We start from the raw sequence: 12,344 nt of genomic DNA, 5'->3' as shown, positions 1-12,344 counted from the left end.
CGGGGCGGGGTTCAGGCGCTCTTCGCGGTGCGGTGCAGGCGGAGGGCGGAGATGAGGAAGAAGACGCCGCCGACGGTCGCGTACCCGGCGAGGCTTGTCAGCGACGCGGTCGGCGTGCCGGCCTGGAGGATGAACGCCGCTCCGGCGATCGTGGAGATCGCCCCGCTGAGGATCATCGCCCATTGGCCGCCGAGCCTGCGGCGGCTGACGGCCACGATGAGCTGCACGATTCCGGCGGTGATTGCCCAAGCGCCCCAGACGCGCAGCACCCCGGGCACGCTTGAGGCGGCCGTGGCGGCCAGACCGACGGCGGTGAGCAGGCTGAGGGCCAGGTTGACGTACAGGGCTGCGGTGGGGCGGGCGGTTTTGGAGGAGCGCAGATCGATGATGGCCGCGGCGACGTCGAACAGTGGGTAGATCACGAGCAGTGCCACGCTCACCGGACCGGGAGCCGGCCCGGTCAGAAACAGCAGGGCCGCCCAGATGAGGGCGAATCCGAAGCGCACCACGTAGAGGTTCCGCAACGCCGCGGCGGTGGTGCCGGCGTTCGTGTCGAGGGTGGTGGTCATCATCGTTCCTTCTCTTCTCGCACTACGGGTAGGTAGAATGACTAGTAACTCTACCGGCGCTGACGTTAGCCCGGTGGCGAGGTCCGGCGCAAGAGGGGAGGACGAGGGATGCGTATGATCTCGAGCATGAACAGCCCCATGCGCGAGCGACTCCTTGAGGCGGCGAGCGAGCTGTTCTACGCGCACGGGCTGCGCGCGGTGAGCGTCGACAAGGTCATCGACCTCGCCGCCACGACGAAGGTGACGTTCTACCGGCACTTCAAGAGCAAGGACGACCTCGTCGTCGCTTACCTCGAACGCCGCGCCCAGTTGGAGCGGGACGGCATCGGTGAGGCGATCAAGCAGGGCGACGGCGATGTCGATGCCACCCTGCGAGTGATCTCCGAGGCGATCGGGATCATCGCCTGCGCACCCGGCTTCCGCGGCTGTCCCTTCATCAACGCCGCCGCCGAATACCCGGATCCCGACAGCCCGATCCGCAAGGCTGTCAACGCGCATCGCCACTGGAACAAGACGACGTTCGAACAGCTCATCGCCCCGCTCGGAATCACGAACGCCGCAGATGTCGCCGACGACCTCATGCTGATCCGCGATGGCGCCATGGTCGCCGGATACCTCGACCAGCCGGCGACCGTCGCCGCCTCGTTCCTTCGCAGCAGTCAGGCCGTCATCGGCCCCGGCAACTCGGCCCGGAGATGAGCTTGCTGTCTTCGACGGCGTCGCTCGACGCGGCTAACCGGGCCCGGGTGTGTTGGAGGGACACCTCGACGGGAAGACATCCGAGACGCTGAGAGTGTTGGCAACAACCTGGTGGAACAGTAGGTGGCCCTTCCTGGCCGAGATCCGCTCGGGCAGGTCGGGGAGGGTGAACTCCTCCAACTCCCGGCCGGTCGCGGTGTCATCGCGGAGCGTCATTGATGCCTTCGAACATCCTGCTCCTGGACCAGATCAGCGTGGTGGCGTCACCTGTAGTAGCGGACGACAGAACTTCTGGGGAAGCATTCACCGAGTTCGAGCCGGCGGGGACTACGACGCGGGCCTTGGCCCCAGGCCACGGTCAGACGGCTGCGCCTGGGCCTGGTAGCGGGTCGATGTCGCTGGCGTGCATCGGCTCGCCGCAGTGGTCGCAGCGCAGGTCGACGTGGCTGGTCTCACCGCACGCCTGGTGGCGGTAGAGCACGGGCGGGCCGGCCTCGCCGGCGAGCCACCGGTCTCCCCAGCGGGTCATGACCATGAGCAGGTCGACCAGTTCGGCGCCCTTGGCCGTCAGGTGGTACTCGTAGCGTGGCCGATTGTCGTAGGGACGGCGTTCGAACACGCCCTGGTCGACCAGGTGGTTGAGCCGCTCGGTCAGCACCTTGCGGGAGATCCCGAGATCGGCCTGGAGCTGGTCGAAGCGGCTCATACCGGCCCACACGTCACGCAGGATCAGGGGCGACCACGGCTCCCCGATCACGTCGAGGGTGCGCGCGATGGAGCAGGCCATCTCCCCGAAATTCGTACGTTGCATGGAGTCAGTCTAGCTATTGGGGTTCCGTAAGGGAACTCTGGGTGCTACGGTCATGGAGTCTCTTGAAGGAACTCAGAAGGGTTGCGCAGATGAGCAAGGTCTTCAGCGCCCACGCCGTATCGGTCGACGGCTACATCACAGGGCTCGGCCCCGGCCCCGGGCGCGGGCTGGGCGATGGAACGATGCTCTTCGACTGGTACTTCAATGGCGACACGCCAAGTCAGGTGTTCGACGGATTCCGGCTGAGCGGGCCCAGTGCCCCGGTCTTCGACGCCCTCGCCGCACGCGTGGGTGCGGTCGTGGCGGGGCGCGACACCTATGAGCACTCCGACCGTTTCGGAGGCGGCGGCCCGCATCCCACGGCCCGGTTGTTCGTCCTCAGCCATCGGCCGGCCCCGGAGATCACCGAGCGGCAGACCTTCATCACCACCGGCATCGAGGACGCGATCGCGGCTGCTCGTGAGGCCGCCGACGGCAAGGACGTCGGCCTCATGGGCGGCGGCGTGGCGACCGAGGCCCTGAAGGCAGGGCTCGTCGACGAGGTGATCCTCCACCAGGTGCCGGTCCTGCTCGGCGGTGGCCGTCCCTTCTTCCAGGCGCTGCCCGAGCACGTACGCCTGCGCCTGGTCCAGGCCGTCCCCGCGCCGGGCGTCACGCATCTCCACTACGAGGTCGATTGCTGACCCTCGCAACCCGCGACCTCGCCATTTTTCCCCGCCGACGCCGCCCGCTCGCCTGGCTGCTGACGCTGGGTCCCTTCCCGGCCTTCGACTGCACCACCGCAGTCGCCGACCACGCCGCACCACTCACCGGCAACCCGTTCATGAGGAGAAGAAGACGATGCTCAACCCTGACGTACGCCGCGCCCTCGACGGCACCTCGCTGGCCCACCTCGCCACCGTCCTGCCGGACGGCTCGCCCCACACCGTCCCGCTCTGGGTCGGCACCCATGGCGACCACGTCGTCTTCATCACAGGTCCGCACTCGCGCAAGGCCCGCAACCTGCGCCGCGACTCCCGGGTAGCACTCTCCCTGACGCCCGCCGACAACCCGTTCGAGCCCGTCATCGTCCGCGGTCGCGTCATCGAATGGCTCGAAGGTGACTCGGCCTGGGACATCATCGACCAGATATCGACGAAGTACATTGGCCAGCCCTACTCCCGAGACGAGGAACGCATCGTCGCCGTCGTCGAGCCCGAGCGGCAGACCGTCGGCCGCTGAGCCGCCTTCATGCACCCGGTACGCGCCGGCTTGCTGCCGCCTTCGGGAGTTACAGGAGCCGAACCCGCGCTGCTTACGCACCTGCGCCGGCGGCACCTGACCTCCCACGATTCTGGACCATGACGGGTGATCGTCGGCGAAGGTTTCCCGCGGTGTCGGCTCGGCGTCATCGACCGGCGGCCGTAAGCAGCAATAAATCCCATATGCGTAAATCCCTGCTCGCCACAACCGTGATCGCGGCGGCCTTGGCCGCCGGTGCCGCCTCACCCGGCATGGCCAGCGCCGAAGCCGGCCAGTCCGGCCGCGGCTCCTCATTCACCTTCGCCCTGCTCGGCGACACCCCGTACGGCGCAGCCCAGGAAGCCGCGTTCCCCGCCCTGGTCAAGGACATCAACGCCGACCGGGACGTCAAGCTGGTCCTGCACGCGGGCGACGTCAAGAGCGGCTCGACCTCCTGTGACGATGCGCACCTGACCGCGACGGCGAAGCAGTACCAGACCTTCGAAGACCCGTTCGTGCTGACCCCCGGCGACAACGACTGGACCGACTGTCACCGCGTCGCGGCAGGTAGCTTCGTGCCGACCGAGCGGCTCGACGCGGTCCGCCGGATTTTCTACCCGGTCGCCGGCCGTACCCTGGGCAGGCACCCGATGAAGGTAGAGACCCAGGCCCGCGACCCGCGCCACCGGGACTACGTGGAGAACGTGCTCTTCACCGAGAAGAAGGTCGTTTTCGCCACGGTGCACGTGGTCGGCAGCGCGAACGGCCTGGCCCCGTGGGGCGAGCTGCCCGGCGGCGACCAGCCGGAGCCGCGACTGGCGGAGTACGAGGCGCGCAAGGCCGCCGCGCTCGACTGGATCGACAACGCCTTCGACACCGCCCGGCGTACCCACGCCCCCGGCGTCATCCTCATGCTGCAGGCCGAGCCCACGCAGAGCAACGGGTTCACCGAGATCCGCGAGCGCATCGTCGAGCGCTCCCGCGCGTACGGCAAGCCGGTGCTGCTCGTGCACGGTGACGAGCACGTCCAGGAGTCGGAGCCGAACTACGCGGGCGTGCCCAACCTGACCCGGCTGGAGACGTTCGGCGACACCGCCAGCCAGTGGCTGACCGTGACCATCGAGCCGAAGTCGGCCAACGTCTTCTCCTGGAAGCAGCGGACCGTACCGGCCGCCTGAGACGCAGCGCCGACGGGCTGACGCCTCCTTTCCACGGAGAAGCCCATTGACGAGGAGCCGGGTCGCTCCCACCCGCCGCGTACGGCAGCGGGTGGGCGGGAGCGACCCGGCACTTCGCGCAACCGAACCAATACCCCCTCGGAATGGTCTTCGACACGCCGACGGCCCGCACCGGAGGAGTACGCACAGGCTGTGGACGCGTACGGGTTCGACATCGCTGAGTGGCCCGGCTTCCACACCATCCGTCGTATCCGCGAGACCACGTTGACCACCTGGCTCATGCGGAACGTCGACCAGAGCCCGGAGATTCGCACTAAGTTCGACCGGCGCATGGCGTCTCTGCGTCATGACGTTCTCCCGCGAGTCTGGACACCGTTCAGAAGACCGACGTGGCGTTGGCACGCGGCCGTAGCGTCGGTACCGACACGGTCGTCGGTCAGCGGCTTCGCTCTGCTTGTCAGGTTGGGCGGTCTGGCCGGTTGTGCTTCGGCGGGCGGCAGCCTGCCAAGCGGTCAGGGTGGCGCTGTGGTCCAGTCTGCGGTGCAGATGAAACCGGCCGCTTTCCGTGCAGAGCCTTCGCCTTCTCCCCGGGATGCGGCATTGAGAAGTCCGCTTACCGGACGTCTCGTATCGCCAAGATGACGTGCAAGCTGCCTCGTCTGGAAGATGGCAGTTGGAGTTCGATGCGGCGCTACATGCAGACGGTGAGTGGCTGCCTCGACCGTGTATGGGCGAAGCAGCTCGTCAAGATGCATCAGTCTTACAAAGCGCCCAAAGCGGTTCGCGAACAAGTCGTGCGAGTGGCCGGGAGTCCCCACGGACCTGGCGGGGCCATCGTTGAAGATCGGCACACTCGGCTCCGCATGGGTGCGAATTGCATGTGGTTCCCAATGAAGACGAGAAGCGACTCGGGCTGCTCTAGTTAATGCCCTAGCTTGTATCGGGCGTGCCGCGGGTGTCGTAATCGGTTCTAAGTCGAGGTGCCGTTCGCTTTCGCCTTGTCTTTGTAGGAGGCGGGGCTCCAGCGGATATCCACGCTGGTACGGGCTGTCCTTAGCGCGTGAATGTGAATCGGGAGACCGAGCTATCGACGCTGATCACATGTCAAGGTTCAATCAGCTAATAAGAACGCATAACGCGTTTACCCGATGTGCCGGACGTGCTTGACTACCGCACTGTAAGCCACCCATCTGGGAGGGTCTATGGGGGAGTTCGTCGGGATCGATCCCCTCGGCGCTGAGAAGCTGATCCGCCAGATGGAGACGGGGAAAGACGTCCTGGGCCGAGCGCGGCCAGGGCTGGAAGCGGCGATAGCCGAGGCAGGTCAGGAATGGGCCGGCCACGAAGGCGTTACAGCGATGCACCGCACCTGGTGGTTCTTCCACGAGTCCCAGCAGGACCTCAAGTGGCGCATCGACACTCTCAAGCGGATGGTGCCGACACAGCAGAAGGGCATGCTGACCGGCACCTTGCCCTTCAGCAGCCAGACAGAGGCGGCACAGGCGGCCAAGAAGGACGCCACCGCTATCACCGAGGCACTCAAGCACCACGACGAGTACCTCTCTGAACAGAGTTGGAGCGAGGTGGAGAAGGCTGTATCGGCGCTCAAGGGCAGGGCCGATGACCCCGCCTACTCCGCAGCACTACTGGCCGCGCTGGGCACCGAGCAGTTCCAGAAATTGCTCCGCGACTGGATGAACACCCGCGCAAAAGGAGACCGCAGAGGCCTGACCCCAGACGCTCTTGACCAGGCCCGCGACGCCTCGCCGGGACTACTGGCCAAGGCTTTTGCCGGCGCAGAGGGTTCCGGGCGGCTCGGAAACGAATGGCAGAAGATGGTGGAGACAGCCCCGTCAGACATTCTGACGGCTCTCGTCGGGCTGGCCCCGCAGTCGGGCACGTTCCTCAACAAGGTGGCGGCCAACCTGCTGAACCGCCCGCCGAACTCCGACGCGTATCCCGCTGACCCGAACTGGAACCTGTACAACCTGGCCAAGGCCTTCGAGGCGAATCCCGCCGCGTTCCAGCGATTTCTGGCGGAGCACCAGAAGGAGGCCGGGGTTCTCCTGGACGCGTACACCATCAGGTCGGCAGGCGTGCCCGCCTACGAGGATGCGCTGGCAAAAGCGCTGCATGGCGCATTGAAGCCCGGCTCAGGGAAGGACGACACACGGGACCAGGCCTGGCTCACCGTGATCAACAGCATCGGAGCCGAGCACAGCCTCTGGGTCGGCGGCAGTCTAGGAACGTTCGCCAACTCGCCCATAAGCCGGATGTTGGCTCAGGACATCAAGCCCGTCCTTGACCATCTCGCCCGAGGCCAAGCTCAGCGTAACGCGCCGGACTTACCCCAAGTGGGGGACAGACCGCCATGGGACAAGCTAGACCCCACAGTGAGCGCCCGCTTCATGGGTGCCCTGATGCAGGACCCCGCCGCGGCTGACACGTTGATGAAGGCGGCGAAGGAGTACACCAAGGAACTGGACATGGGGCGCTTCCATCCCTTCGATCCGGACCTCTACAAGCGGGAGGCCCACGTGAACCTAGCCTCACGTACGGGAGCTCTGGCCAACCTCCTGTTGGCGGGCTCGACCTACGCGGAGTGGAGCGACGACGAATACGCCGAACAGTTAGCCGGTTACATGCTCATGCCGGTCGATTACTTCAACAACAAATACCTGCCCATCAACAGCGCGTTGGTCTCCACGGGCAAGGACAAGGTGCTGGATGACTTTAAAGACGTCATGAAGGGCATGATCACCGACTATTTCGACAAGAAGACACCCGACGATGCCGAGGCTGTGGCCAACAGGCTTGTGGAGCAGCAGGTGGCCTTCTTGGCCGAATCGCTCAAAGCTCACGGGCAGCCGCCGCTGGCCGCCGCGGACAGAGTCACGATGAGAGATGCGATCAAGGGTCGGCTTCTGAGTGCCTTGACCGAGGCCCTGAACAGGCGGGGTGGTTGACCATGCCCATCAAGCACCAGTTGCTCCGTGAGGCGGCCGAGAAGGAGGCGCTCGCCGACACGTTCACGAGGTATGCCAAGACCCTTGCCGTCGTGTTCGACGGTATCCCGGCGCAACAGAGGGGCGGCGAGTCGTACTGGAAAGGGCCGGCCGCCGAGCGATACCAAGCGCATGCAGTCCAGCTCAGGAGCCAGATAGGCAATCTCGAAACCGGATGCCTGGCCACAGCCGAGAACCTTCGCCGCCGTGCCCGACAGCTTCGCGAGGAGGCCGCGCAAGCGCCTGACCCCATGTAGGGGCCTTCACCCCTTACCGGGGTAGCACTCCGTCTTGCCGGTTATCACGAGGTTGGGAGCCTCCGACAAGCGTCCGAGGAGTACGAACGTCAATTTGGCATTGTCGTTCACTGCCACGGTCACGCCCAGTTCGTCCTCCCCGAGGTCGAGTTCGTCCACGACCTCGCGGTATCCCATGGTCTCGAGCTTGCCTTTCAACAGTCCGATGCGGCTGAGTGGATCCTGTCTCGCCGGGTCGGTGAAGTTGCCCTTGGCCACGAAATATCGTTGTGCTTGGCCTGTGCTGCATGAAGTCGTCCGGTCTGTGTCGGCGCGTTCCTTCGTCAGGCCAGTCAGATCGGACTGAATCATTGACATCAGTGCGTCACCGTCGCTCACAAGCTGGCGAGTGGCCTCATCCAGCGTTGGCTGCTCCGATTCGCCCGAGCAGCCCGTCAGGACCGCGAAACAGACAAGTGCCGCGGCAACCACGCTCGAAGACGCACCAAAGCGCACGATCGGACTTTATCTGAGGGGACTCCACTCGTACATCCGATTCGTCCCGGCCATAGCGAGCCGCGATAGAGACGCCAATTTCCGGGCTCGGCACGGGCGATGCGGCCGATCATCAACACATTGGCCGACGTTCCAGGAGATCGAGACGGTTGCGCTCACCGTGGCACTGAAGGTATCCCTGTGAGGGTGGCCGCTGGGGGCAGGGTTACCCCTACCCTGGCTCGTCGTCGCCGCCCAGGTCGAGCAGCACCGGCCGACCCGCGCACGTGGGAGGTACGGGAAGCCCGGCAGGTGCTACAGCAGGTGGGATTGGTGAGGCGGTCTCGGCAGGAACGCCACCGTACGGGGGTCCGGTGCCTTGACCGACACCTTGCCGCCCCAACCGCTGTAGCGGGTGTCCACGGCGATGAGCCGGCTTTCGAGCCTCCTGCTTTCCGCGTCCCAGCGCTCCTTCGTCCGGTACGCACTCTGCAACCTGCTCACCAGACCCGCCGGGGTGAGGGTGAGGGTGTAGGAGACCACCGTGTGCACCTTGTCCGTGGTCGGTGCCGAGCTCCGGAACCACCGCGAGTGGTCCCCGATCGCGCCGAAGGTGATCGTGCCGGTGACGGTGTCGTTGCTCCGCTTCCCGTTCCTGAGGAGAGCGGCCAAGGTCGTAGGTTCGGCGGGATTCAGTACCTGTCCGTAGGAGTCGGACAAACCACCACTGGGCATGTCGTGATAGTTCTTGCCTTCCACGGGCGGCCCCGACGGGTCGCCGAAGGCGACATAGGTTATCCATTCGCGCTGGATGCCGATGGTCCGTCGCCGCTGGGAGTCGATGGTGGTGGCCGTGATGTCGAAGGCCGCGACGCCCTTGCTGTCGAAGCGGAAGGTGCCCCGGCTCGTCTGCTTCCTCTCCTCGGTGCCGTCCACCACGGTGGCCGTCTCCGTGAAGCGCACTCCGTGTCCGGCCACCAGCGTGGCCTTGAATGCGCGGACCGGGTCCTCCTGCGGCGCTGCCTGGGCCGGCCCGGTACCGGCCGCCAGGGTTGCGCCGGCCGCCAAGACGATGATCGTTAACTTCATGGTCGGTCATCCTCCCGTACGTGGATCACGACCGCCATGCTTTCCGGCCGCATTGACCGGGCCGTACGACGCAGGCGTGATCTTGGACGACATGACCACCTGTTGAAGCTGGAGTGCCGCCCCAGGAGGATGGGCACTTTCAATGCGTTGGAGGTGTGGTGAGCCAGTATTACCAGGTCCACGATCAAGTCCTTTGGAACCCTTCTAATGGGGTCTTCGCGTTGTTCATGCGATCGGCCCAGGCCCTCGCACCAGAGGCGGGCTTGCCGACTGGGCTGGGGCCGATGCGGAGCGACGAATGCCAGATCGACCTGAAGGCTTTCACCGCCTTCGTGAGCGCACTGGTCGAGCGCTACGAGCGAACGAACCATCCGATCCTGCACGCGCTCATGGAGGGTTTCATCGCCACGGCGCTGGTGCTCGTCCAGCGTGGTGGTGCCGAGCTGGATCGATCAGAGCGAGAGGACAGCGACGGCCGGCGGGAGGTGCAGGTGAGTGGGCCTTCCACCAGCCTGCCCGAGGGCGGGGGCGGCACCGCCGGGCGATGGGCGGAGCTTTCGGCGCGGCATGCCCGGGCGATGCCGCGCTGAGCACCCTGGCGGGTGGCCGCCAGTCGAGAATCGGATGGTGGGCGGTGCGTGGTGTTTCGGGTGAGCCCTAGGGTGGGCGGTCGGTCGGCGGTCAGGTTGTGGGGAGTGGTGTTGCTGCACGTCGGGCCGCCGCCGTGCGCTGGAAGCGGACCAGCAGCAGTACGGCCGTGGTGGCCAGGCCGATCAGCAGACCCCACCATACGCCCGACGGTCCCAAATCCATCGCGAGGCCGAGCAGCCAGGCGGCGGGCAGCCCCACCAGCCAGTAGCCCACGAGTGTGAACGTGAAGCCCGAGCGGGTGTCGTCCAGCCCCCGCAGCAGCCCGACGCCGATGTTCTGCGCGCTGTCGAAGTACTGCAGCAGCGCCGCCACCCCCAGCAGTCCCGTCGCCACCGACAGGGCCGCCCGGTCGGCGGGCAGCGCCGGGTCCAGGAACGGCCGCAGCACCACCTCGGGAATCAGCAGGTACGCCGCACCCACCAGCGACACCACCAGCGCACCCTGGCCCAGGGCGAGCAGGCCCACGCGGACCGCCCGGTCGTGGCGGCCCACCGCGGCCTCGCCGCTCACGCTGATCGAGGCGGCGTGCGACAGTCCGATCCCCGACACCTGGAAGACGATGTACACCAACTGGTTGACCGCCGCGTGCGCGGCCAGCGCGGGTGCGCCGAAGGTGCCCATGAGCAGCGCGACCACGGTGAAGAACCCGGCCTCCGAGCCGTAGGTGGCCGCGATCGGCACGCCGAGCCGGGCCAGCCGGCCCACCGTGCCGCGCTCGGCGCGGGCGTGGCCGAAGGCCAGCATGCCGGTCAGCGCCGGGTCGCGCCGCGTGAGCAGGTACAGCGCGACGAAGGACAGCGCGTAGACCAGGCTGGTCGCCAGGCCGATGCCGGGCAGGCCGAGGACCTGCAGCAACGCCCAGTTCAGCGCCGCGTTGGCCGCGATGGAGGCCACGGTGATCCACACCAGCGCCGCGGGCCGGCGGGCGCCGACCGTGAGCTGCCGTACCACCTGGAACCACAGACACGGCACCAGGCCGGGAGCCATGGCCAGCAGCATCGCGGCGGCCTGCTCGGCGACGGCCGGGCTCTGCCCGAGGGCGCCGAGCAGCCGCCCGGCGCCGATCATGAGCAGGCCGCCCGCCAGGCCGGCCAGCGTCGCCAGCGCGAAGCCCGCCCGGACGAGCCCGCGCACCTCGTCGGGGCCGTCCCCGCGCGCCAGCGCGGCCGCCACCTGGTTGCCCAGCGCCGTCACCAGCCCCACGCCCATGGTGCGGAACTGGTTGAACAGCACCAGGGCCAGCCCTCCTGCGGCCAGCGCCTCGGCGCCCAGCAGCCCGAGCATCACCGTGTCGGTGGTGGTCAGCGCCACCTGGGCGAGCTGGGTCAGCGCGATCGGACCGGCCAGCGCGGCCAGCTTCCTGCCGTCGCTCATGACGCTCCCACGCTCCCGAACTCCTCCAGCAGGTCGCCGACCTCGCGCTCGACGTCCGGGTCCAGCAGGTCGCGCTCGGCCATCCAGGCGTCGTTGAAGACGGTGTCGAGGTATTTCTCCCCGCTGTCGTTCAGGAGTGCCACCAGGGTGGACCCCGGCGGCGCCGCGCGCAGCTCGTGCAGCGCCTCGTGGATCACGCCCCCCGCCGAGCCGCCCACCAGCAGCCCGGTACGGCGGGCCAGCGCCCGGCAGGTGCCGAACGCCTGCCGGTCGGAGACCTTGCGGCCCTCGTCGATGAGGTCGTAGTCGACCAGCGCCCCCACCGGGGCGCCGGGCGGCGTGCCGGTGCCGGACTGGTGGTAGGGCCCGCCGGGACCGCCGAAGGCGATGGAGCCGACCGGCTCCACGCCGACCAGCCGCACCCCGGGCATGAGCCTGCGCAGCTCGCGGCCGGTGCCGCACAGCGAGCCGCCGGTCCCGACCGCGCCGATCAGGTGGTCGACGCCCTCGGGCAGCGCCTTGGCCAGCTCGCGGGCCAGCGGCCGGTAGCCCTCGGCGTTGGCCGGGTTGTTGTGCTGCTCGGTGAAGACGGCGTTGCCGCTGTCCTTGGCCAGCCGCGCGGCGAGCTCCTCGCGGGCGGCGGTGGCCAGTTCCTCGTCGCCCTCCTCCGTGACGTACACCAGCTCCGCGCCCATGGCCAGCATCGCGCGCAGCTTGTCGGGGCAGGCGTGGCCGTCGACGACCGCGGTGAAGCGGTAACCGCGCTCGGCCGCCACCAGCGCCAGCCCCAGCCCGGTGTTGCCCGAGGTGGACTCGACGATCCGCCCGCCGGGCCGTAACCGGCCGCCGGCCTCGGCGTCGAGCACCATGGACAACGCCATCCGCAACTTGGCGGTGCCGTACGGGTTGAACTGCTCCAGCTTCAGCAGCAACCGGCTGCCCGATCCCGTACGGCAAAGGGCCAGCAGCGGCGTGTCGCCGATCAGCTCACTCAGTCTGTTCACGATGCGCAACGC

The 12,344-nt window shown here is 67.4% G+C and carries 14 protein-coding genes; 7 read left to right on the top strand and 7 right to left on the bottom strand.

What is annotated here, in order from left to right:
• Positions 1 to 11: 11 nt before the first annotated feature.
• A complete protein-coding gene (locus BLS95_RS32015) occupies positions 12 to 572 on the bottom strand; it encodes a hypothetical protein (protein WP_245765409.1) in 561 nt (186 codons plus the stop codon).
• A 123-nt stretch (positions 573 to 695) separates the two neighbouring features.
• Here BLS95_RS32015 and BLS95_RS32010 point away from each other — a divergent pair, with 123 nt between their 5' ends.
• Positions 696 to 1,268 (top strand): TetR/AcrR family transcriptional regulator, encoded by a 573-nt coding sequence (locus tag BLS95_RS32010; RefSeq protein ID WP_245765408.1) that lies wholly within the window; start codon positions 696 to 698, stop codon positions 1,266 to 1,268.
• Between the two features lie 33 nt (positions 1,269 to 1,301).
• Here the strand turns inward: BLS95_RS32010 and BLS95_RS32005 are convergent, their stop codons facing one another.
• Entirely contained in the window at positions 1,302 to 1,484 is a 183-nt protein-coding gene (locus tag BLS95_RS32005) for a hypothetical protein (protein ID WP_090939895.1), read from the bottom strand.
• A gap of 142 nt (positions 1,485 to 1,626) precedes the next feature.
• Positions 1,627 to 2,079 (bottom strand): winged helix-turn-helix transcriptional regulator, encoded by a 453-nt coding sequence (locus tag BLS95_RS32000; RefSeq protein ID WP_090939892.1) that lies wholly within the window; start codon positions 2,077 to 2,079, stop codon positions 1,627 to 1,629.
• Positions 2,080 to 2,168: 89 nt separating this feature from the next.
• Between BLS95_RS32000 and BLS95_RS31995 the strand changes: the two genes are divergently transcribed.
• The 5 genes from BLS95_RS31995 to BLS95_RS31975 all read left to right on the top strand — a co-directional run bounded on the left by BLS95_RS31995 (position 2,169) and on the right by BLS95_RS31975 (position 7,740).
• A complete protein-coding gene (locus BLS95_RS31995) occupies positions 2,169 to 2,762 on the top strand; it encodes a dihydrofolate reductase family protein (protein WP_090939888.1) in 594 nt (197 codons plus the stop codon).
• A gap of 157 nt (positions 2,763 to 2,919) precedes the next feature.
• Positions 2,920 to 3,300 (top strand): PPOX class F420-dependent oxidoreductase, encoded by a 381-nt coding sequence (locus BLS95_RS31990; RefSeq protein WP_090939885.1) that lies wholly within the window; start codon positions 2,920 to 2,922, stop codon positions 3,298 to 3,300.
• A 203-nt stretch (positions 3,301 to 3,503) separates the two neighbouring features.
• The gene (locus tag BLS95_RS31985; RefSeq protein WP_090939883.1) at positions 3,504 to 4,478 is read left to right on the top strand and encodes a metallophosphoesterase; all 975 of its coding nucleotides are present in this window, start codon (positions 3,504 to 3,506) and stop codon (positions 4,476 to 4,478) included.
• Positions 4,479 to 5,680: 1,202 nt separating this feature from the next.
• Positions 5,681 to 7,444 (top strand): hypothetical protein, encoded by a 1,764-nt coding sequence (locus BLS95_RS31980; RefSeq protein WP_090939881.1) that lies wholly within the window; start codon positions 5,681 to 5,683, stop codon positions 7,442 to 7,444.
• A gap of 2 nt (positions 7,445 to 7,446) precedes the next feature.
• Entirely contained in the window at positions 7,447 to 7,740 is a 294-nt protein-coding gene (locus BLS95_RS31975) for a hypothetical protein (protein ID WP_090939878.1), read from the top strand.
• A gap of 6 nt (positions 7,741 to 7,746) precedes the next feature.
• Here the strand turns inward: BLS95_RS31975 and BLS95_RS54530 are convergent, their stop codons facing one another.
• Both BLS95_RS54530 and BLS95_RS31965 read right to left on the bottom strand, forming a co-directional pair.
• The gene (locus tag BLS95_RS54530) at positions 7,747 to 8,235 is read right to left on the bottom strand and encodes a hypothetical protein (protein ID WP_143043942.1); all 489 of its coding nucleotides are present in this window, start codon (positions 8,233 to 8,235) and stop codon (positions 7,747 to 7,749) included.
• Between the two features lie 294 nt (positions 8,236 to 8,529).
• Positions 8,530 to 9,303, bottom strand: coding sequence for a hypothetical protein (locus BLS95_RS31965; RefSeq protein ID WP_090939873.1), 774 nt, complete (start codon positions 9,301 to 9,303; stop codon positions 8,530 to 8,532).
• A gap of 158 nt (positions 9,304 to 9,461) precedes the next feature.
• Here BLS95_RS31965 and BLS95_RS31960 point away from each other — a divergent pair, with 158 nt between their 5' ends.
• A complete protein-coding gene (locus tag BLS95_RS31960) occupies positions 9,462 to 9,893 on the top strand; it encodes a DUF6086 family protein (protein ID WP_143043941.1) in 432 nt (143 codons plus the stop codon).
• A gap of 91 nt (positions 9,894 to 9,984) precedes the next feature.
• Here BLS95_RS31960 and BLS95_RS31955 read toward each other — a convergent pair whose 3' ends face one another.
• Together BLS95_RS31955 and BLS95_RS31950 are read right to left on the bottom strand one after the other, a co-directional pair.
• Positions 9,985 to 11,328 (bottom strand): MATE family efflux transporter, encoded by a 1,344-nt coding sequence (locus BLS95_RS31955; protein WP_090939867.1) that lies wholly within the window; start codon positions 11,326 to 11,328, stop codon positions 9,985 to 9,987.
• Complete coding sequence (locus tag BLS95_RS31950) at positions 11,325 to 12,332, bottom strand: PLP-dependent cysteine synthase family protein (protein ID WP_245765407.1); 1,008 nt, start codon at positions 12,330 to 12,332, stop codon at positions 11,325 to 11,327. The genes BLS95_RS31955 and BLS95_RS31950 overlap by 4 nt, the downstream gene beginning before the upstream one ends.
• Positions 12,333 to 12,344: the final 12 nt, after the last annotated feature.

It is taken from the genome of Nonomuraea jiangxiensis, assembly GCF_900099965.1.
Classification (GTDB): Bacteria; Actinomycetota; Actinomycetes; order Streptosporangiales; family Streptosporangiaceae; genus Nonomuraea; species Nonomuraea jiangxiensis.
This window is presented reverse-complemented; position numbering and strand designations above follow the sequence as displayed.